The 21,095-nt window shown below is 68.4% G+C and carries 20 protein-coding genes; 18 read left to right on the top strand and 2 right to left on the bottom strand.

Features of this window, described 5'->3' with window-relative positions; translation table 11 throughout:
• The first annotated feature begins 47 nt into the window (after positions 1-47).
• The 4 genes from ACSF8R_RS04230 to glmM all read left to right on the top strand — a co-directional run bounded on the left by ACSF8R_RS04230 (position 48) and on the right by glmM (position 3,220).
• Entirely contained in the window at positions 48-719 is a 672-nt protein-coding gene (locus ACSF8R_RS04230) for an endonuclease/exonuclease/phosphatase family protein (RefSeq protein WP_434810618.1), read from the top strand.
• A 183-nt stretch (positions 720-902) separates the two neighbouring features.
• Complete coding sequence (gene rplM, locus ACSF8R_RS04225) at positions 903-1,349, top strand: 50S ribosomal protein L13 (protein WP_434810617.1); 447 nt, start codon at positions 903-905, stop codon at positions 1,347-1,349.
• A 31-nt stretch (positions 1,350-1,380) separates the two neighbouring features.
• On the top strand, positions 1,381-1,869 hold the full coding sequence (gene rpsI / locus ACSF8R_RS04220) for a 30S ribosomal protein S9 (RefSeq protein ID WP_434810616.1): 489 nt from the start codon (positions 1,381-1,383) through the stop codon (positions 1,867-1,869).
• Positions 1,870-1,876: 7 nt separating this feature from the next.
• Positions 1,877-3,220 carry a phosphoglucosamine mutase gene (gene glmM, locus ACSF8R_RS04215; protein WP_434810615.1) on the top strand — a complete coding sequence of 448 codons (1,344 nt, stop codon included), beginning with the start codon at positions 1,877-1,879 and terminating at the stop codon, positions 3,218-3,220.
• A gap of 4 nt (positions 3,221-3,224) precedes the next feature.
• Here the strand turns inward: glmM and ACSF8R_RS04210 are convergent, their stop codons facing one another.
• On the bottom strand, positions 3,225-4,634 hold the full coding sequence (locus ACSF8R_RS04210) for a cell wall-binding repeat-containing protein (protein WP_434810614.1): 1,410 nt from the start codon (positions 4,632-4,634) through the stop codon (positions 3,225-3,227).
• A 262-nt stretch (positions 4,635-4,896) separates the two neighbouring features.
• On the opposite strand from ACSF8R_RS04210, the gene ACSF8R_RS04205 reads away from it, so the two are divergent.
• Positions 4,897-5,958, top strand: coding sequence for a hypothetical protein (locus tag ACSF8R_RS04205; RefSeq protein WP_434810613.1), 1,062 nt, complete (start codon positions 4,897-4,899; stop codon positions 5,956-5,958).
• Positions 5,955-6,830, top strand: coding sequence for a hypothetical protein (locus tag ACSF8R_RS04200; RefSeq protein WP_434810612.1), 876 nt, complete (start codon positions 5,955-5,957; stop codon positions 6,828-6,830). Before ACSF8R_RS04205 ends, ACSF8R_RS04200 begins: the two co-directional genes overlap by 4 nt.
• Positions 6,831-6,862: 32 nt before the next feature.
• On the opposite strand, the gene ACSF8R_RS04195 is transcribed toward ACSF8R_RS04200, so the two are convergent.
• Positions 6,863-7,807: a Ppx/GppA phosphatase family protein gene (locus tag ACSF8R_RS04195; RefSeq protein WP_434810611.1), complete on the bottom strand. Its 945-nt coding sequence runs from the start codon at positions 7,805-7,807 to the stop codon at positions 6,863-6,865.
• A gap of 54 nt (positions 7,808-7,861) precedes the next feature.
• Here ACSF8R_RS04195 and coaA point away from each other — a divergent pair, with 54 nt between their 5' ends.
• The 12 genes from coaA (at position 7,862) to ACSF8R_RS04135 (ending at position 21,060) form a co-directional block, all read left to right on the top strand.
• Positions 7,862-8,809, top strand: coding sequence for a type I pantothenate kinase (gene coaA, locus ACSF8R_RS04190; RefSeq protein WP_434810610.1), 948 nt, complete (start codon positions 7,862-7,864; stop codon positions 8,807-8,809).
• 37 nt (positions 8,810-8,846) lie between these two features.
• Positions 8,847-9,716 (top strand): glucose-1-phosphate thymidylyltransferase RfbA, encoded by an 870-nt coding sequence (gene rfbA / locus ACSF8R_RS04185; protein ID WP_434810609.1) that lies wholly within the window; start codon positions 8,847-8,849, stop codon positions 9,714-9,716.
• Positions 9,716-10,714: a dTDP-glucose 4,6-dehydratase gene (gene rfbB / locus ACSF8R_RS04180; protein WP_434810608.1), complete on the top strand. Its 999-nt coding sequence runs from the start codon at positions 9,716-9,718 to the stop codon at positions 10,712-10,714. The genes rfbA and rfbB overlap by 1 nt, the downstream gene beginning before the upstream one ends.
• A gap of 7 nt (positions 10,715-10,721) precedes the next feature.
• On the top strand, positions 10,722-12,128 hold the full coding sequence (locus ACSF8R_RS04175) for a sugar nucleotide-binding protein (RefSeq protein ID WP_434810607.1): 1,407 nt from the start codon (positions 10,722-10,724) through the stop codon (positions 12,126-12,128).
• A gap of 91 nt (positions 12,129-12,219) precedes the next feature.
• On the top strand, positions 12,220-14,040 hold the full coding sequence (locus ACSF8R_RS04170; protein ID WP_434810606.1) for a DUF4012 domain-containing protein: 1,821 nt from the start codon (positions 12,220-12,222) through the stop codon (positions 14,038-14,040).
• A 1-nt stretch (position 14,041) separates the two neighbouring features.
• Complete coding sequence (locus ACSF8R_RS04165) at positions 14,042-15,085, top strand: LCP family protein (RefSeq protein ID WP_434810605.1); 1,044 nt, start codon at positions 14,042-14,044, stop codon at positions 15,083-15,085.
• 63 nt (positions 15,086-15,148) lie between these two features.
• The gene (gene glmS / locus ACSF8R_RS04160; RefSeq protein ID WP_434810604.1) at positions 15,149-16,999 is read left to right on the top strand and encodes a glutamine--fructose-6-phosphate transaminase (isomerizing); all 1,851 of its coding nucleotides are present in this window, start codon (positions 15,149-15,151) and stop codon (positions 16,997-16,999) included.
• A gap of 20 nt (positions 17,000-17,019) precedes the next feature.
• Entirely contained in the window at positions 17,020-17,379 is a 360-nt protein-coding gene (locus tag ACSF8R_RS04155) for a holo-ACP synthase (protein ID WP_434810603.1), read from the top strand.
• A complete protein-coding gene (gene alr / locus ACSF8R_RS04150; protein WP_434810602.1) occupies positions 17,376-18,512 on the top strand; it encodes an alanine racemase in 1,137 nt (378 codons plus the stop codon). Before ACSF8R_RS04155 ends, alr begins: the two co-directional genes overlap by 4 nt.
• Entirely contained in the window at positions 18,509-19,012 is a 504-nt protein-coding gene (gene tsaE, locus ACSF8R_RS04145) for a tRNA (adenosine(37)-N6)-threonylcarbamoyltransferase complex ATPase subunit type 1 TsaE (protein ID WP_434810601.1), read from the top strand. Before alr ends, tsaE begins: the two co-directional genes overlap by 4 nt.
• Positions 19,013-19,067: 55 nt before the next feature.
• Positions 19,068-19,745, top strand: a complete 678-nt coding sequence (locus tag ACSF8R_RS04140) for a response regulator transcription factor (protein WP_434810600.1) — start codon at positions 19,068-19,070, stop codon at positions 19,743-19,745.
• Positions 19,738-21,060, top strand: a complete 1,323-nt coding sequence (locus tag ACSF8R_RS04135; protein WP_434810599.1) for a sensor histidine kinase — start codon at positions 19,738-19,740, stop codon at positions 21,058-21,060. Before ACSF8R_RS04140 ends, ACSF8R_RS04135 begins: the two co-directional genes overlap by 8 nt.
• The last annotated feature ends 35 nt before the right edge of the window (positions 21,061-21,095 follow it).

The following is a 21,095-nucleotide window of genomic DNA, read 5'->3' as shown; positions in this document are numbered from 1 at the left end:
GCAACCCCCAGCGCATCCATCGGCTGCGGGCATAGGCTGGGCCGGACATGAAGGTCATCTCTTACAACCTGCGCAAGCACCGCGCCGTCGGTGAGCTGGAGGCGCTGGTCGACCAGCACGCGGCCGACGTGCTCTGCCTGCAAGAGGCCGACACGCGCGACATCCCGCACGAGATCTCCGGGCTGCGGCTCGCTGAGGCGACCAGCCGCAACCGGCTCGGCCTCGCCGTCTACTACCGTGAGAACCTCTTCGCGGCGCGCGAGGTGCGCTCGCTCGCCCTCAAGAAGTCGCTCCACGACCGCGTGCTCAAGCCGGCGGAGGAGCGACTGCTCGCGGTGCGCCTGCACGACATCGACCACAACCGCGACCTGATCGTTGCGAGCTTCCATGCGGCACCGCTGACGGCCCGCAATTCACTGCGCCGCAAGCAGATTCACGCCGCACTCGCCGAGATGGAGACGCTGGGTGACAACCTGCCGATCCTGATGGTGGGGGACTACAACTACCCGGTCTTCAAGGAGCACCTCGGTCAGATCGTGCGAGAGGCCGGCTACGAACTGAACCTCTCCGACGCTCGCACGTACACGCGGTACAAGTTCTTCAAGGGCCACTACGATTTCGCGACGTCGGTGGGGTTCCATATCGTCGAGGTGACCACCCTCCCGCAAGGATCAAGCGATCATCTGCCGATCCTGGTGACGGCCGACCCCGTGCTCTAGCGCCGATCGGTTTTGTGGTTCAGAAGTCCATCGCGTAGACTCTCCCTTTGGTGTCTGGCTGTTGCTGGCCGGCACCGCGAACGTGAGCCCTCCATCGGCGTCTTCCTGATCTTCCCGATCGCGGAAGCACCCCGGAGCGGGATTCACGAACCTCTCCGTTCGAACACAGAAAGCAGCACTACCGTGACGCGCACTTTCACCCCCAAGGCTGGCGAAGTCCAGCGCGAGTGGCTGGTCATCGACGCGACCGATGTCGTCCTCGGACGGCTCGCCTCGCACGCGGCGGCCCTCCTCCGCGGCAAGCACAAGGCCACCTTCGCCAACCATGTCGACACCGGTGACTTCGTCATCATCGTCAACGCCGAGAAGGTCGCCCTGACCGGCCAGAAGCTCCAGAAGAAGATGGCGTACCGCCACTCCGGCTACCCGGGTGGCCTCAAGGCCGTCTCCTACGAGGAGCTGCTCGAGAAGAACCCCGTCCGCGCGGTCGAGAAGGCTGTCCGCGGCATGCTCCCCAAGAACTCGCTGGGCCGCCAGCAGCTCTCGAAGCTGAAGGTCTACGCCGGTGCCGAGCACCCGCACGCCGCGCAGCAGCCCGCCCCGTACACCTTCGACCAGGTCGCCCAGTAAGCGCCGCCGAGAGACGTAAAGGAAACATCTGATGGCGAAGATCGCTGACTCCCTCGACCAGACCCCCGAGAACTACTCGACCGAGACCCCCGCATCCGAGGCCACCGCGACCACCCCGCGTCCGGTCCTCTCAGTTCCCGGTGCTGCCGTCGGCCGCCGCAAGCAGGCCATCGCCCGCGTGCGCCTGGTCCCCGGTTCGGGCTCGTTCACGGTGAACGGCCGCACCCTCGAGGACTACTTCCCGAACAAGCTGCACCAGCAGCTCATCAACGACCCGTTCACGGTGCTCGACCTTGCAGGCTCGTACGACGTCGTCGCACGTATCTCCGGTGGCGGCCCGTCGGGCCAGGCCGGTGCGCTGCGCCTCGGCATCGCTCGCGCGCTCAACGAGATCGACGCCGAGCACAACCGCCCGACCCTGAAGAAGGCCGGCTTCCTCTCGCGCGATGCGCGTGTGAAGGAGCGCAAGAAGGCCGGTCTCAAGAAGGCCCGCAAGGCTCCTCAGTACTCGAAGCGCTGATCCACCGATGGCGCTGTTCGGGACGGACGGTGTGCGGGGGCTGGCGAACGGCCCCCTCACCGCGGATCTCGCGCTCACCCTGGCCCAGGCGACTGCTGTCGTCCTGGGCCAGGGGCGTATCGCGGAGGCTCGGAAGGCCGCAGGCAAGCGCCTGACGGCGGTTGTCGCGCGCGACCCGCGGATCTCGGGGGAGTTCCTCACCGCGGCTGTCGCGGCGGGGCTCGCATCGTCGGGCGTCGACGTGCTGGATGCCGGTGTCATCCCGACTCCGGCAGCGGCGTATCTCGTGGCGGACATCGACGCCGATTTCGGTGTCATGATCTCGGCGTCGCACAACCCGGCGCCCGACAACGGCATCAAGATCTTCGCGCGCGGCGGTGTCAAGCTGCCCGACGCAGTCGAGGCCCGCATCGAGGAAGCGATGGCTGGGCCCAAGCTGCAGCCGACCGGGGGCGAGGTGGGCCGTGTCCGCCGTTTCGCCGACGCTGAGGACCGCTACGTCGTGCATCTGCTGGCCTCACTGCCGCATCGGCTCAACGGCCTGCACGTCGTGCTCGACTGCGCGAACGGTGCGGCATCCGGCGTCTCGCCCGAGACGTTCCGTGACGCGGGCGCCAAAGTCACCGTGATCGGAGCCGACCCTGACGGCTTGAACATCAACGACGGGGTCGGGTCGACGCATCTCGACAGGCTCGCTGCAGAAGTCGTGCGCACCGGTGCCGATGTCGGCATCGCGCATGACGGCGACGCCGACCGGTGCCTTGCGGTCGATGCCGACGGCCGGATCATCGACGGCGACCAGATCATGGCCATTCTCGCCGTCGCGATGAAGACCCGCGGGGTGCTGGCGCACGACACGCTCGTCGCGACCGTCATGAGCAACCTCGGCCTGCACCGGGCCATGGCGGATCACGGGATCTCGGTCGAGCAGACCGGCGTGGGTGACCGCTACGTCCTCGAGCGCATGAACGAGGGACGATTCGGGCTCGGAGGAGAGCAGAGCGGCCATGTGATCATGCGCGAGTTCGCGACGACCGGCGACGGTCTGCTCACTGGCCTGCACCTCTGCGCCGAGATGGCCCGTCAGGGCAAGACGCTCGCCGAGCTCGCATCCGTCATGACCGTCTTCCCGCAGGTGCTCGTCAATGTGAAGGGCGTCGAACGCTCGCGCGCGACCGACGACGACGTCACCGCGGCTGTCGCCGTCGCTGAGGTGGAACTCGGCGACACCGGCCGGGTGCTGTTGCGCCCGTCCGGCACCGAGCCGATGGTGCGAGTGATGGTCGAAGCCGCCGACTCGGAGACCGCGCAGGCGATCGCTGACCGGCTCGCGGACGTCGTCCGCGGCTGAGCGCTCAACCGGTCGCGTAGCGCAGCAGCTGCGCGCGCACGGATTCACTGATCGACGCGGAACCACCGAGGATCACGACCTTCTTCGGATCCAGACGCGACAGCGCGACTGCCGTGGCGGTCGGGATGCTCGAGCCCGACGTCAACAGCACGGGCACGCTTGACGTGCCCGCCACCGCGGCGCCCGCGAGCGCATCGGGGAATGTGTTGCCGTTGGCGACGTAGACGGTCGTCGTCGACGTCGGGAAGGTGTCTGCGACCTTCGCTGCGGTCGCGTACCGGTCGGCGCCTGCCTGTCGGGTGACCGACCCGCCCGTGTACGAGCGCAGCGACCCGAGCACGGCGTCGCTGATCGCGCTGGTACCGCCGAGGACCACGATCGACTTGGGTTTGAGTGTCGTGAGCGCCTTCGCCGTCGGGTCGGGGATCCCGGCGCGGGTCGCCAGCAGCACGGGAGCATTGCGGGTGCCCGCGGCCGCAGCACCCGCCAAGGCGTCGGGGAACGTGGACCCGGCCGCGACGTACGCGACCGAGATCCCCGGCGCGAACGTGTTCGCGACGAGCGCCGACGTCTCATAGCGGTCGGCGCCGGCGATCCGCTTGACGGGCCCTGTGGTGTAGCGGGATGCGGCGGCGACCACCGCGTCGGCGACCGCGGCCGTGCCGCCGAGCACGACGATCGACTTGGGCTGCAGGCGGGCGAGTTCCTTCGCCGTGGCGGCCGGCAGCGCGTCCGCTTCGGTCAGCAGCACCGGTGCGTTGCGCGTGCCCGCCGCAGCGGCGCCGGCCAGCGCATCGGGGAAGGCGGTGCCATTGGCCAGGTAGACGACCCCCACGCCTGCGGCGAAGCGCGACGCAGACACGGCGGCGGCGGTCTGATAGCGGTCGGAGCCCCAGAGCCGTGGCGCGTCGCCGAAGACCGAGCTCGGATACGCCGCGAACACCTGCGTGTAGTACGGTCGACCGCTGCTGGAGCACGCGACGCCGACGCCCATGCTGGTGTACGAGCTGTTGAGGATGTTCTTTCGGTGTCCCGGGCTGCCCATCCAGCCGTCCATGACGGCGGTCATCCGGTGGCCCGCGGCGACGTTCTCGCCTGCAGCGCGCCACCCGGACGGGATCTGCGACGAGCACGACGGGTTGTGTGACATGTCGTTCGCAGCGGCCTGCTTCTTCGACCAGGCGAGCGCCACCGCGTTGATGTCGGTGTGCAGTGCGACCGGCGCCGCGCCGGCGCTTCGTCGCTCGGCGTTGGCCTCGGCGAGCAGTCGCTTCTGCAGCTCGGTCTGTGCCGTCGCGGAGCATTCCGCGGCGGCGGCCGCTGCCGGGGCAGCGGTAACGGGGAAGGCAGTGGACAGAGCACCTACGACGACGGCGAGCAGCAGTACGGCGCAGGCGTGGGGGCGCCTGTTCATTGGGGGTCCTGACGTCCGGGGGAGGCGGAGGGCTACCCCTGCTTAGCACAGACGCCGCGGAATTGGAACGTTTTGTGTCGTTCGGAACCTGCCGAGCGCGCTTGACGCGATGTCTTGACGCCGCACCGACACGGCTGGCTAGCATGGCGGGAGCAGGGGATCTGTGACCGGTGTGAATGGGGTTGAGGGCGATGTCGTGGAGGGTACGAGGTCGGACGCAGCGCGGGTGGGGCGGCGCGAGCGGGGGCAGACGGTGAGCGTGGTGAGCGGGATGTCGCCCGCAGCGCGACGGCTGCGCAAGCGGGGGTTCCTCGTCTGGGGCATCGTCGTGCTCGTCGTCTGGGCGATCTGCTCGTGGACGTTCGCGTCGCTGTTCGGTCAGGGTGGGGTGTCCTTCGAGCAGGCCTTCATCAGCGGTCAAGCGCTCGTCGGATGGATCTTTCTGCTCCTCGGGGTGGTCCTCCTGGCCATCGGCGTGTTCGGTGAGATCCGGGCGCGACGCTTCAACGCGCGCGACAAGGCACTGGCCGAAGCCCTGCACCGCCGACTCGTCGAGTTCGTGCAGCTGCCGCGGGCCGTCATGTACACCGACGAGCAGGCAGCGGGCATCAGCGGTGCGCGCCTCATCGAGATCGAGCGCCACTTCGACCAGCAGACGCAGGGCGCGATCACCGGAACCCTCGAACTGCGGCTGCGCATGTTCGCGACGAGCTTCGGAACCACGACCGGACGGACCTACGGCGACACCCGATACGGGTACGACCGCGCATGGTCGAACAGCACAACCCGCAGCACCACGGCATCCACGACCTCCGGGACGATCCAGGGCGGCGGCGACCTGAACCTCTCGCTGTCCCAGACGACGCGGGACAACCTCATGGGCGACGCCCTGTTCGCGGTGTTCGAGGTGGCGGGGGAGGACACCTTCCGCGTCGTGTCGATGTCGACGCCCGCTGCGCGCGAGTGGATGGCGGACCTGATCCGTGGTGTCGCCGCCGACTACGGCGGCGACCAGACGCATTCCGGCGGCGTCATCGGCGCATGGGTGCCGAACCTCGTGCAGCAGTTCGGTCCCGAAGACGTGTCGTACGCGACCGACCGGCTGAAGGCCATCGCGGCGCGACCGTTCGACGAGCGCGTACCGGTCGACGTGCAGGGTGCGCCCGTCGCCCGCAACGCGATGATCGCCGTCACGATGGGCATCGGCGGCGCGCGCCTCGAACTGCTTCCCATCGCCTTTCCGAACCGCTTCGGCGAGGCCATCGGGGCCGCAGACACGGCAGTGCTCGCCGCCCCGGCCGCGATGCCGCAGGTGTCCGCGTGAACGCCCGCCGTGCGTGGCCGGCCGTGACGGCGGCATCCGCGAGCCTGGCGCTCCTACTGGCAGGGTGCGGCACGGGAAGCGGCGTGACCGCGACCGATCCGCCCGACGAGCCAGCGCCGGCTACCACCGGGCCGCAGACGCCCGCGACACCCGACCTCGATTTCGCCGCTGCCGTGGCGGATGCCGAGTGGTCGTTCGCTCCCGACGGACTCGGCACGCCGATGCGGATCACGATGGCCGACGGCACCGGCGTGGACGACCTGTCACGCACCTACACGATCGGTGCCCCGGTGATCGGCGAGGCGGATGGTGACGGCATCCCGGATGCCGCGATCACCATCACGCAGGCGGACGGCAACGCGGTCACCGAACTCTGGTACATCTGGCTGGGCGGTGACGACGGTACGGCGACGCAGGTCGAGTACCCCATCGCGCGCACCACGCGATGCGGCGACGCTACTCACTCGGTCACCGCCGTCGACGGTGGCTTCGAGATCGACCTGACCCTGCGCATCCCCAGCAGCGACGATGGTCGCTCCTGCGCGGACGGCGGCACGGGTACGCTCGTGCGCACTGTCGGCGTGCAGGCGTTCGATGGCGCGCCGTACCCGGTGCAGACGGCGCCGATCCCGGCGTGGGGCGGTGTCTGTCCGGCATCCACCTGGCTCGACGGCATCGCGGACACGGGCATCGAAGGCCGGGCTGCACCGCCGGCATCCGCCGACCTCGTGATCGACCCGGCAGCCGAGATCGGTGTGTTCGAGCTTCCGCCGGCACCGCTCGTCACGGCCGACGGCGCCCGATTCTTCGGATTCATCTCGGACCCGGCATCGGATGCCGTGGTCAAGATGCACTGCGCGTTCGCCGGCTGATCGGCGCACCGCCGCGTAATGGTCGACCGGTGTCAGCCGTTCGACTCGTTCCACGCGAGCGACTCGATGTAGCGCAGCAGCACGCCCTCGCGCAGTGCCCACGGCGAGATCTCGAGTTCGTCGACATCCATGATCGTCATGGCGGTGTGGAGGACGACGGCACCCGCGACGATCTGGAAGGTGCGATCGGCGGTGATGCCCGGAAGCTCCTGCCTGGCCGAGGCAGGGATGCGAGCCAGTCGTGGGATCCACGAGCCGAGCGCGCCGCGCGGCAGCAGCATCCGCTGATTGCCGCTCCAGCCCGGTACGGGGTACCCCGCGAGCTTCGCGAGGGAGCGGATCGCCTTGGACGAACCCACAACGTGATCGGGCCGGGGTTGGTCGCGCATGAGGGCGGCGACGGGTGCGAGCGTCTCGCGGGAATGTGCGCGCAGCACCTCCACGGCCTCTTCGCCGGGCGGATCCTCGCCGAGGAACTCGATCGTCATGCGCCCCGCACCGAGCGGCACCGACGCGGCGACATCCGGCAGCTCATCGCTGCCCGCCGCGAGCTCAAGCGAACCGCCGCCGATGTCGAACAGCATGATCTGCCCGGCCGACCACCCGAACCAGCGTCGCACCGCGAGGAAGGTGAAGCGCGCCTCCGCTTCACCGCCGAGCACCTGCAACTCCTGCCCGAGGGCGGCTTCGATGCGAGCGATCACCGCTTCGCCGTTGGCGGCTTCACGCACCGCACTGGTGGCTGTCGCGAGCAGCTCTGCGACGTTCTCCTTCTCTGCGACGGCACGGGCCTCGGCGACCGCTGCGACGAGCGCTTCGACGCCCGCCTCCGCGATTGATCCGTCCGGTTCGAGATAGCGCATGAGTCGCAGGACGGTGCGATTGCTCGTGGTCGCGAGTGGCCGTCCTCCCGGGCGGACATCGGCGACGAGCAGATGGACGGTGTTCGAGCCGATGTCGAGGACTCCCAGGCGCACGAACTCACCGTAGCGGGTGCGGGTGGGGGCGACAGAACGAATAGAGTGGGCGCGATGTCCACCGACGAGACGATGACGACCGTCGACTCGCGCTACCGCGAGATCGACCGCAGCGAGTGGGCGCGACTCGCGCCGGGAGTGCCGAATCCGCTGACCGAGAACGAGGTCGTGCAGTTGCGCGGTATCGGCGACCGGCTCGACCTGGCCGAGGTGCGCGAGGTGTATGTGCCGCTCAGTCGACTGCTTAGCACGTACGCGGAGCACACGAAGCGACTCGGGGCCGAGACGGCCGACTTCCTCGGCGAACCCGATTCGACGACGCCGTTCGTTGTCGCGGTGGCGGGTTCGGTCGCCGTCGGGAAGTCGACCGTTGCGCGCCTGCTGCGCGAATTGATGTCGCGCTGGCCGGGCACGCCGCGCGTCGAGCTCGTCACGACGGATGGCTTCCTCTACCCCAACGCTGAGCTCGAGCGTCGCGGCATCATGCACCGCAAGGGCTTTCCCGAGTCGTACGATCGGCGCGAGCTGGTCAGGTTCCTCACCGACGTCAAGTCGGGCGCGTCAGAAGTGCGCGCACCCTTCTATTCGCATGTGCGCTACGACATCATGCCCGACGCGCAGGTCACGATCCGCAGACCCGACGTGGTGATCGTCGAAGGCCTCAACGTGCTCGCGCCGCCTCCCACGCCGAACGACGTCGCCGTCAGCGACCTGTTCGACTTCTCGATCTACGTCGATGCAGATGTCGCCCATATCGAGAAGTGGTTCGTCAACCGCTTCCTCGCGCTTCGGCAGGCCGCCTTCAGCAACCCGAACTCGTACTTCAAGGTGTACGCCGATCTTTCGGACGAGGATGCCGTGGCCAAGGCGCTCGGCTTCTGGAATGACATCAACCTCCCCAACCTGCGGGAGAACGTCGAACCGACCCGACACCGGGCGAACCTCGTGCTGCGGAAGGCGCCGGATCACACCGTCGAGACCGTGCTGCTGCGCAAGCTTTGAGCAGGACAGGCAGGCGAGGTCTGCCAGGATGAATGCCATGAAGGGCATCATCCTCGCCGGCGGTTCCGGCACGCGGCTCCACCCGATCACCCTCGGTGTGTCGAAGCAGCTCATCCCGGTCTACGACAAGCCCATGGTCTACTACCCGCTGTCGACGCTGATGCTCGCCGGTATCGACGACATCCTGGTGATCACCACACCGCACGACGGCCCGTTCTTCGAGCGACTGCTCGGCGACGGGTCGCAGTTCGGCATCCGTCTCACCTACGCCCGACAGCCTTCGCCCGACGGGCTCGCGCAGGCCTTCACCCTCGGTGCTGACTTCATCGCTGACGACAAGGTTGCCCTCGTCCTCGGAGACAACCTGCTGTACGGGCCGAGCATGGGCCGCCAGCTCAAGCGATACACCGACGTCGACGGCGGGGCGATCTTCGCGTACTGGGTGGGGGAGCCCGAGGCGTACGGTGTCGTCGAATTCGATGCCGACGGCAAGGCGATCTCGCTCGAAGAGAAGCCGGCCGTGCCGAAGTCGAACTACGCCGTGCCCGGGCTCTACTTCTATGACAACGACGTCGTCGAGATCGCCCACGCGCTGCAACCGTCGCCGCGCGGCGAGTACGAGATCACCGACGTCAACCGGGCCTACCTCGAGCGCGGCACGCTGCAGGTCGAGGTGCTTCCGCGTGGCACCGCCTGGCTCGACACCGGAACGTTCGACCAGATGACGGATGCCGCCGAATACGTGCGCACGATGCAGCGACGCACGGGCCTGTCGATCGGGGTCCCGGAAGAGGTTGCGTGGCGTCAGGGCTTCCTCACCGATGACGAACTGCGCACGCGCGCCGAGAAGCTCGTGAAGTCGGGCTACGGAACCTACCTGCTGAATGTCCTGGAAAGGGGCCGTTGATGTCGAGACTGCTTGTGACCGGGGGTGCTGGGTTCATCGGATCGAATTTCGTGCACCACGTGCTCACCAACACCGATCACCACGTGACGGTGCTCGACAAGCTCACGTATGCGGGCAACCGTGCATCGCTCGCCGGATTGCCGGAGGATCGCTTTCGCCTGGTCGAGGGCGACATCGCCGACGCCGCGCTGGTCGACGAACTGTTCGCGGATGCCGATGCGGTCGTGCACTACGCTGCCGAGTCACACAACGACAACTCGCTGCACGATCCGCGGCCGTTCCTCGACACGAACATCATCGGCACCTACACGCTGCTCGAGGCGGCCCGCACGCACGAGACGCGCCTGCACCACATCTCGACCGACGAGGTGTACGGCGACCTCGAGCTCGACGATCCTGCGCGGTTCACCGAAGAGACCCCGTACAACCCCTCATCGCCGTATTCGTCGACGAAGGCCGGGTCCGACCTGCTCGTGCGGGCATGGGTGCGGTCGTTCGGCGTCCAGGCGACCATCTCGAACTGCTCGAACAACTACGGCCCGTATCAGCACGTCGAGAAGTTCATTCCGCGCCAGATCACGAACGTGATCCGCGGCATCCGCCCCAAGCTCTACGGCAAGGGCGAGAACGTGCGTGACTGGATCCACGCCGACGACCACTCGTCGGCGGTCCTGACGATCCTCGACAAGGGCGAGATCGGCGAGACGTACCTGATCGGTGCCGACGGTGAGAAGGACAACAAGTCGGTGGTGGAACTGATCCTCACCCAGATGGGGCAGCCGGCCGACGCCTACGACCACGTCACCGACCGCGCCGGCCACGACCTGCGCTACGCGATCGACTCCACCAAACTCCGCACGGAGCTCGGCTGGGAGCCGCGCTACCGAGACTTCGAGGCCGGGCTCGCTGCGACCGTCGACTGGTACCGCGAGAACGAGCAGTGGTGGGCGCCCGCGAAGGACGGGGTCGAGGCCTTCTACGCCTCGAAGGGGCAGTGACACCGCAATGACCGATTTCGGCAAGGCGCTCGCGCCGGTCCCGACTCCGATCGAGGGGCTCGTCGTCTACGACCTGCCCGTGCATGGCGACAGTCGCGGCTGGTTCAAGGAGAACTGGCAGCGCGAGAAGATGCTCGCGCTCGGACTGCCCGACTTCGGCCCGGTGCAGAACAACATCTCGTTCAACGATGCGGTCGGCACCACCCGCGGCATCCACGCCGAGCCATGGGACAAATGGGTCTCAGTCGCCACCGGTCGCATCTTCGGTGCATGGGTCGACCTGCGCGAGGGACCCGGGTTCGGCACCGTGTTCACGACCGAGATCGACCCGTCGAAGGCGATCTTCGTGCCGCGCGGCGTCGGCAACTCGTACCAGACCCTCGCACCCGACACCGCGTACACGTACCTCGTCAACGACCACTGGTCGCCCGACGCCGCGTACTCGTTCCTGAATCTCGCCGACGAGACGGCGGCCATCGAATGGCCGATTCCGCTGAGCGACGTCGAGATCTCGGCCAAAGACCTCGCCCATCCCCGGCTTGCGGACGTCACGCCGATTCCGCCCCGTCGCGTGCTCGTGGTCGGCGCGGGCGGGCAGCTCGGCACCGCGTTGCGGGCCGAGTACGCCGACGCTCCCTGGGTCGAGTTCGCCACGCGTGCCGACCTCGACCTCACGGGGGATCTCGCGGGCGCGCGTCGATGGCGCGACTACGGGGCGATCATCAACGCCGGCGCGTACACGGCCGTCGATCTGGCCGAGACGGATGCCGGCCGTGCCGACGCATGGGCGGCGAACGTCACCGGTGTCGCCGCGCTCGCCCGGATCGCTGCGGAGCACGGTGTGACACTCGTGCACGTATCGAGTGACTACGTATTTGACGGCACCGCGACCGAGCCGTACCGTGAGGATGCCCCGCTCGCGCCGCTGGGTGTCTACGGGCAGACCAAGGCCGCGGGCGATGCGATCGTCGGCACCACGCCGCGCCACTACATCGTGCGCACGTCCTGGGTGATCGGCGAGGGCAAGAACTTCGTCCAAACGATGGCGTCCCTGGCGGAACGCGGCGTCGATCCGTCGGTCGTCTCGGATCAGATCGGACGACTCACCTTCACCGACGACCTCGCGCGCGGCATCCGGCATCTGCTCGAGACCCGCTCACCTTTCGGCGTCTACAACCTGACCGGGGGTGGCACACCCCAGTCGTGGGCTGACCTCGCCCGTACGGTGTTCGAGTTGACAGGGCATGATCCCGATCGCGTCGTGCCCGTCACAACGGCCGAGTACTTCGACGGCGCAGCGGGACCGGTCGCGCCACGTCCGGCGTGGTCGGTGCTCGATTTGGCGAAGATCGAGGCGACCGGGTTCGAGGTGCGCGACGCGGCGGAATCGTTGCGCGAGTATCTCGAAGCGTGATGTCGCGGGCGCCTGGGCGAGCCCAAGCGTCCAGGTCTGCGTCGGTCGGTGTCCAGGTTGCCTTCGCGCAAGGACAGTAGGATCGCTCGCGATGTCTGCACCTGCTTCGCGCCGTGACGCCCGCACGCCTTCTCCCGACGCTTCGCCACGCAGCCGCAAGCGGTGGCCTTGGATCGTCGGCGGCGCCGTCGTGCTCGTGGTCGCGGGTGTTGGTGTCGCAGGCAAGCTCGTGTACGACCGGGCGATGGCGGTGCAAGATGAGCTCGTCGTGGCCCAGCAGCTCATGCCGGGTGCGAAGGCGCAGATCGAGGCACTGGAGCTGGATGCGGCGACCGCGACGCTCGCAGACGTGTCGACCCACACCTCCGCGGCGGTGGAGCTGACCGACGATCCGCTCTGGCGTCTCGCGGGGATCCTGCCGTGGATCGGGGCCTCGGTGACGGCCGCCACCGAGTTGACCGCGATCACGGATGATGCGGTTCGAGCTGCCGAGCCACTCATCGACGTTGCGCCCTCGCTTACGCCGGAGAACCTCAAGCCCGTCGATGGCGCCTTCCCCCTCGATGCCGTCGCCGCCGCGGTGGATGCCGTCTCGAGCGCGGCCGACGACTTCGGTGCGCTCAGGGAGCGGATCGCGATGGTCGACACGGACGGCGCTGCCGGGCAGCTCGTCTCTGCCCGCGAGCAGCTGGCGGCGCAGATCGGTGAGGTCTCGAGCGCGCTGGACACTGCAGACACCGTGCTGCCCATCCTCCCCTCGCTACTCGGCGGGGAGGGTGAGAAGCGCTATCTGCTCGTCTTCCAGAACAATGCCGAAGCGCTCGGACTCGGCGGAAGCTCTGCCTCGCAGACACTCGTCCGCGCCGACGAAGGGCGCATCGAGATCGTCGATCAGGGATCCAGTCAGACGTACGAAGAGGAGCTGGTCGACGTCGACCTGCCGGAGTCCGCGTTCGCGCTGTATGGCAATCGGTATGCCAGCGCCATGAACCTCACGCCGTCGCGGCCCGACTGGCCGAGCGATGCGCAGATCATGCGCGCGTTCTGGCAGCGGGATGTCGACGACGCGCCGATCCACGGGGTGGCGTCGATCGACCCGCTTGCGCTGGCTCGCATGCTCGAAGCGACCGGCCCCGTTTCGATCGAAGGCGTCGAGCTCAACAGTGAGAACGCCGTCGATCTGCTGCTGCACGAGGTGTACGGCTGGTTCCCGGCCAATCAGGTGGGGGATGGGACGGACGCGTTCTTCGCCGCGTCGGCATCCGCGATCTTCGACAAGCTCAGCAGCGGAGACTTCGACATGGCAACCATGATCACCGCCGTCGGCGAGAGCATCGACACCGGCAGCATCATGTACTGGACCGACGATGAGCAGGTGCAGGGTGTGCTCGACGAGTCCGGGTCTCGGGTGACCGGCGTGCTTCCCACCGACAATGACACCACCACGACCGTCGGCGTGTACTTCCGAGACGTGTCCGCCTCGAAGATCGACTACTTCGCCGACACGACCGTCGATGTCTCCGCCTCGTGTGCCGACGGTGAAATGACGATGAAGGTAACGGCATCGTTCCGCCTCGACCTCACGCTCGAAGAATCGACCTCATTGCCATCGTACGTTCGCAGCGGCTCATGGAAGGGCACCAAGTACCGAACGCAGGTGTTCATGTACGCCCCGCCGGGCTTCGAGATCGCCGAGACGAGCGTCGAAGGCGACTCGGTCCGAGAGTTCCGAACCGGCAACGTCGACCTCGGTCGCGCCGTTTCGCCGTTCACGTCGACGCACGTGCCTGGCGACACGTTCACAGTGACGACCGTGTTCACCGGTGCCGCTACCGGTACCCCGGTCGAGCTGCGGACGACCCCGATGATCCGGCCCACCGTCACGACGGTGAATGACGCCTGCGGAGGCTGACATGGCACGACTCGGCGACACTGAACTCGATGCGCTCGCGACCGCGGAACCTTCCGTACGTCGTCGTCGCCGTTGGCCCTGGGTGGTCGTCGGTGTCGTCGTTCTGGCACTGGTCGCCGCAGCAGGTGTTGCGCTCGTCTACCTCTTCAGCCTCAACCAGACCTACACCGACAACGTCACGATGCTCGACGAATCGGAGAGCTTTCCCGACGTGTCGGTGCGACCGGACCCCGTCGACGAAGCGCACGCCGAGGCGCGGAACATCCTCCTCCTCGGCTCCGACATCCGGGGCGATGTCGGTGACGATCTCGATGACATCCGCGGGCAACGGTCCGACACGATCATGGTCGTGCACATTCCCGCTGACAACGAGGGTGTGCAGGTGATGTCGATCATGCGCGACAACTGGGTGCCGATTCCCGGGCACGGCGAGGCGAAGATCAACGCCGCGCTCTCGTACGGCGGTGTGCCGCTGACGGTACAGACGATCGAAGACATCATCGATGTGCGCATCGATCACGTGGCGATCGTCGACTTCGAGGGGTTCGCAGGTCTGACGGATGCGCTCGGCGGGGTCGAGGTCAACAACGCGGTGCCGTTCACTCGGAGCGGGGTCACCTACCCGGAGGGGCACATCACCCTTGACGGCGAGTCGGCGCTCGGATTCGTGCGCGAGCGGTATTCGTTCGTCGACGGCGACTATCAGCGTGTGCGCAATCAGCAGGCCTACCTCAGGGGGCTCATCCGAGGGGTGCTCAGTCGAGATACGCTGACCGACCCCGGCAAGATCAGCGACATGGTCGGCGCGATCTCGCCGTACCTCACCGTCGACTCCGGTCTCGATGGGCCCACGATCGTCGACCTCGGGCTGCGGCTGCGTGACCTTCGTACCGAAGACATCGACTTCTTCACCTCACCGACGCTGGGTACCGGCACGTCGGCCGACGGCCAGTCGATCGTCAGACCGGATTGGGACGCCCTCGCGCAGGTGGCTGAGGCATTCCGTTCCGATACGGTCGACGAATACGCCGCAGACGCCCAGTGACATCCGGACGGCGCGGTCACGCGCACAGCTCCGACTCGCGCGCGCGCCCATAGGATTGTGCGCATGTGTGGAATCGTCGGATACGTGGGCCCGCGTGACAGCCAGGCCATCCTCCTGTCAGGCCTCGCCCGCCTCGAGTACCGCGGCTACGATTCGGCCGGCATCGCCGTCATCGACGGCGACGGCGACCTGAACCTGCGCAAGCGCGCCGGCAAGCTGCAGGTGCTGCGCGACGACCTCGTGGCGCACCCCATGAACGACGGCACGACCGGCATCGGGCACACCCGCTGGGCGACGCACGGAGGTCCGACCGACGCGAACGCACACCCGCATCTTGCCGATGACGACAAGCTCGCCGTCATCCACAACGGCATCATCGAGAACTTCGCCGAGTTGAAGGACGAGCTGCTGGCACAGGGATTCACGTTCCGCAGCGAGACCGACACCGAAGTGGCCGCGGTGCTGCTGGGTCGCGAGTACGGTGTCACGGGCGATCTCGTCACGGCGTTCCGCAATGTCGCCTCGCGTCTCGAGGGCGCCTTCACGCTGCTCGCGATGCACCGCGACGAGCCGGGTCTCGTTGTCGGCGCCCGCCGCAACTCGCCGCTCGTGATCGGACTGGGCGAGGGCGAGAACTTCCTCGGCTCCGACGTCGCGGCCTTCGTGGAGCACACCCGCAACGCGCTCGCGATCGGCCAGGACGAGATCGTCGCGATCACGCCCGCAGGTGTCGAGGTCACCGACTTCTCGGGCGCGAGTGTCGAGGTCGAGCCGTTCGAAGTGGTGTGGGACGCTGCAGCGGCAGAGAAGGGCGGCTGGCCGTCGTTCATGGCCAAGGAGGTCTCTGAAGAGCCCGAGGCCGTCGCCAACACGCTGCGCGGCCGGCTCAAGGATGACGCCGTCGAGATTCCCGAGCTGCACGGTCTCGACGAGTTGTTCGCCGGCATCAACCGCATCATCGTGATCGCCTGCGGCACCGCCGCGTATGCCGGCATGGTCGGCAAGTATGCGCTCGAGGAGTGGACGCGGCTGCCCGTCGACGTCGAACTCGCCCACGAGTTCCGCTACCGCAACCCGGTGATCGGCCCGCAGACGCTCGTCGTCTCGATCAGCCAGTCGGGCGAGACCATGGACACGCTGATGGCCGTCAAGTACGCGCGTGAGCACGGCGCGAAGACGCTGTCGATCTGCAATACGCAGGGCGCGACGATCCCGCGCGAGTCGGATGCCATCGTCTACACGCACGCCGGCCCTGAGGTCGCGGTCGCGTCGACCAAGGCGTTCGTCGCCCAGATCACCGCGCTGTACCTGCTCGCGTTGCACGTCGGCCGCATCCGCGGTGAGCTGTCGGCGGCCGAGCAGGCGGTGAACGTGCGTGAGCTCGAGGCGGTGCCCGAGAAGATCTCGCGCATCCTCGAGGCCGAGCAGCAGCACATCGAGCAGTTCGCCGGCTGGATGGCCGACACCAGATCGGTGCTGTTCCTGGGGCGCCACGTGGGCTACCCGATCGCGCTCGAGGGGGCGCTCAAGCTCAAGGAGATCAGCTACATCCATGCCGAGGGCTTCGCCGCCGGCGAGCTCAAGCACGGCCCGATCGCGCTGATCGAGCCCGGCCAGCCCGTGTTCGTCATCGTGCCGTCACCGCGGCACTCGGCCGAGCTGCAGAAGAAGGTCGTCTCCAACATCCAAGAGATCCGTGCCCGCGGTGCCCGCGTGATCGTGATCGCCGAAGAGGGCGATGCCGCCGTGCTTCCCTTCGCGGACGAGGTGCTGCGGATCCCGCTGGCGGACGCGCTGTTCGAACCGCTGCTGGCGGTCGTGCCGCTGCACATCTTCGCCATGGGCCTCGCGAACGCGAAGGGGCTCGACGTCGATCAGCCGCGCAACCTCGCGAAGTCGGTCACGGTCGAGTGATCCTTGACTAGGCTGGCGGGATGATCGTCGGAATCGGCATCGACCTCGTCGACATCCCCCGATTCGAGCGTTCCCTCACCCGCACGCCCCGCCTGCTCGATCGACTCTTCTCGCCCGCCGAGCGAACGCTCAAGCCGCGGTCGCTCGCCGCTCGCTACGCTGCGAAGGAAGCGCTCATCAAGGCGCTCGGCGGCTCTGACGGAGTGCACTGGGGTGAGATCGAGATCGCGTCGGAACCGTCCGGCAAGCCGGTCTTCTCGCTCTCCGGTTCAACCGCCGAGGTCGTCGCAGAACGGGGCATCACCGCCGTGCACCTCTCGCTCTCGCACGATGCGGGTCTCGCCACCGCGTATGTCGTCGCCGAGGCGGCGGGCGCATGAGCACGCTGGCGCGCGGTGCCTTGAAAGACGGTGACATGCGCGAGGCTGTCATCGACACGACGGCTATCGCCGACAACGTGCAACATCTGCGGCGGTTGACGAATGCCGAGGTCATCGCGGTCGTCAAGGCAGACGGCTACGGGCACGGGGCGGTGCGGTCGGCGCGCGCCGCGCTCGCCGGCGGTGCGTCGCGACTCGGTGTCGCCGACATCGGCGAGGCGCTCGCCCTGCGCGCGGCGGGCATCGACGCGCCCGTCGTGGCATGGCTGCATGCGCCCGGTTCGACGTTCCTCGACGCGGCCGCCGCCCGCGTCGAGGTCGGCATCTCGAGCCTCCAGCAGCTTCGTGCGGCGGCGGCAGCGGCTGACTCGCAGCCGGTGGGCGTGCACCTGAAGGTCGAGACCGGGCTCGGTCGCAACGGCATCCCGCCCGCGGCCTACGGCGACGTCTTCGCCGAGACGGCCCGCCTCGAGCGCGAGGGGCGCATAGAACTGGTGGGGCTGTTCAGCCATCTCTCCAACACGAGCGAAGCCGACGACCGTGCGGCCCTCGCGCGGTTCCGGGTCGCATCAGAAGCCGCCGCCGCGCAAGGGCTCCGTCCTCGACTGCGGCATATCGCGGCATCCCACGCGGCGATCGACCTGCCAGAGGCTCGTCTCGACGCCGTGCGTCTCGGCATCTCGATCTACGGTCTGTCGCCGTTCGCCGACCGAACGTCGGCCGACCTCGGCCTTCGCCCGGCGATGACATTGCGTGCCTCCGTTGCAGCCGTGCGCCGCGCCCCGGCCGGGCAGGGGGTCTCGTACGGCTACCTGCACCGCGCACCCCGTGAGACGACGCTCGCGCTCGTGCCGCTGGGCTACGCCGACGGTGTGCCGCGGAATGCGTCGCAGGGCGGTGCCGTACGCATCGGCGATGAGGTGTTCCCCGTCGCTGGGCGCATCGCGATGGACCAGTTCGTCGTCGATGTCGGTGACCATCCGGTGGCGGTGGGCGACACGGCCGTGCTGTTCGGAGACCCCGCAACCGGCGCACCGCCAGTCGAGGCATGGGCGGCGTCCGCCGACACGATCAACTACGAGATCGTCACGCGCATCGGCCCGCGCGTGCCCCGCGTCGAGGTGCACGGATGACCGGACTCGACGGATTCATCGGGCAGCGCGAGATCGCATCCCCCGCCGACATGGAAGCGCTCGGGCGCTCGCTCGGCGAAGCCCTGGCTGCCGGGGACCTCGTCGTGCTGACCGGTCCGCTCGGCGCCGGCAAGACCACCCTCACCCGTGGGATCGCGGCGGGACTCGGGGTGCGCGGCCCCGTGCAGAGCCCCACGTTCGTCATCGCGCGGACGCATCCCTCGCTCGTGGGCGGGCCGGTGCTGCTGCACGTCGACGCGTATCGGCTGGGCGCTGCTGCAGAGCTCGACGACCTCGACCTCGATCTCGACCATTCGGTCACGATCGTCGAGTGGGGTCGCGGCATGGTCGACGGCCTCGCGGACTCGTGGTGGGAGATCGAACTCGATCGTGAGTGGAGTGGCGTGGGTATCGACACCGCGTGCGGCACGGGCAGTCGCGCCGCCCGCGAGATGGAAGACAACGCGCCGCGACTGGTCACCGTCACCCGCCGCCCCTGAGCCGGCATCGGCACGATTCAGCGCGGAGTCAGCCTGGAACGGGCAGACTCGACGCATGCGCGTGCTGCTGGTCGACGACGAGGTGCGCCTCGCAGACGGCATCCGGCGCGGCCTCGAGGCCGAGGGGATGACGGTCGACGTCGCCCACAATGGCACTGACGGACTCTGGCGCGCACGTGAACAGGACTACGACGTCGTCGTCCTCGACGTCATGATGCCCGGTATGAGCGGTTACCGCGTCTGCCAGGCGATGCGTGCCGAGGGGATCTGGACGCCCGTGCTGTTCCTCACCGCGAAAGACGGTGAGTGGGACGAGGTCGAAGGGTTCGACACCGGCGGCGACGACTGGCTGACGAAGCCGTTCTCCTATCCTGTGCTGGTCGCGCGTCTGCGGTCGCTCGTGCGACGCGGTGCCCGCGAGCGACCGGCGGTGCTGGCGGCCGGCGATCTCGTGCTCGACCCGGCCGCCCGCACGGTGCACCGCGGCGATGCCGAGGTCGAACTGACCGCCCGCGAGTTCGCGGTGCTCGACTTCTTGCTGCGCCGACGCGGCGAAGTCGTCACCAAGCTCGAAGTGCTCGACAACGTGTGGGACGACACGTACGACGGCGACCCGAACATCGTCGAGGTCTACATCGGCCGACTCCGGCGAAAGCTCGACCGCCCGTTCGGGCGCGACGGCATCCAGACCCTGCGCGGAGCGGGCTACCGGATGGCGGCCGACGGTGGTTGACGCGCGGCGCGGCGGCCTACGCATTCGCACCCGCGTCACCGCGATCGCGACGCTCGTCGTCGCACTCGCGCTCACCCTGGGCGCGGTGTGGATGGTCGCGCTGCTGTCGCAGAACCTCAACGCGGGGGTTGCGACGCGGCTCGAATCGGAGTCGGCGAGCATCGCCGAAGGGCTCGACGGCGGTCTCGTGCCGGCGGCGTGGATCGCCGAACGCGACGACGACACGCTCATCGCGTGGCGCCCCGCGAGCGAGTCGACCGTCGTCGTCAACGCCGACGACGCCCTCGCCCTGCCCGCGCCACCCGGCGCGGATCCGGTGCGCACCGTGATCGACGGTGACGCGTACCTCGTCGTGGCCGAGACGCTCGAGACGGGGCAGTTGCTGCTCGGTGCGCCGCTGCGCGACGTCGAGGCGGCGGTCGCCGAAACGGCGACGCTGCTCGCCATCGGGGTGCCCATCGCGGTCATCGTCATCGGCGTCGTGGTGTGGCTCGTCGCCGCGCGTGCACTCGCGCCGGTCGAGCGCATCCGCCGACAGGTCGACGAGATCGATGCCGACGCGCTCGATCGGCGCGTGCCGACCCGCGGCAACGGGGACGAGATCGACCTGCTGGCAGCGACGATGAACCGGATGCTGGCGCGTGTCGAATCCGGATACGACGCGCAGCAGCGCTTCGTCGGCGACGCATCGCACGAACTGCGCTCCCCGCTCGCGACGATGCGCCAGTTCGCCGAACTCGCCCGCGCCCATCCCGATGTCGCCCCGCCGGGCGAGCTCGCCGACGTCGTCATCGACGAGGGCGAGCGGATGCAGGAGATCCTCGAAGGGCTGCTGCTGCTGGCGCGCCTCGACGAAGGCGCGGTCCGGAGTGCAGGCGTCGTCGATCTTGACGATCTCGCCTTGGCTGCGGCGGCGGGCGTGCGCGACCGCGGGGTCGACGTCGACGCCACGGCGGTGGGTGCCGTTCAAGTCGCGGGCGATGCGCGCCTGCTGCGCCGGGCCGTGCAGAACCTCGTCGACAACGCGGGCCGCCACGCGCGCACGCGGATCGCGATCGGTGTGCGGGCGGTCGGGCAGACCGCGCTGCTGTGGGTCGACGACGACGGGGGAGGCATCGCGGCATCCGAACGGGATCGCGTGTTCGACCGCTTCGTGCGGCTCGACGAGGCGCGTTCGCGCGATGCCGGCGGCAGTGGCCTCGGGCTTGCGATCGTGCGAGAAGTCGCGCGAGCCCACGGTGGACGCGTCCGGGTCGACGAGGCCCCGCTGGGCGGCGCCCGGTTCGTGATCGAGCTGCCGCTCGCCGCTGCCTGAATGCGCGTTCAGGACGGTTCAGATTCGGTTCAGCA

Origin of the sequence: Microbacterium sp. bgisy189, assembly GCF_965345345.1 — a bacterium.
Taxonomy (GTDB): Bacteria; Actinomycetota; Actinomycetes; order Actinomycetales; family Microbacteriaceae; genus Microbacterium.
The sequence above is the reverse complement of the archived record's forward strand: the minus strand, read 5'-3'. Positions and strand labels throughout refer to the sequence as shown.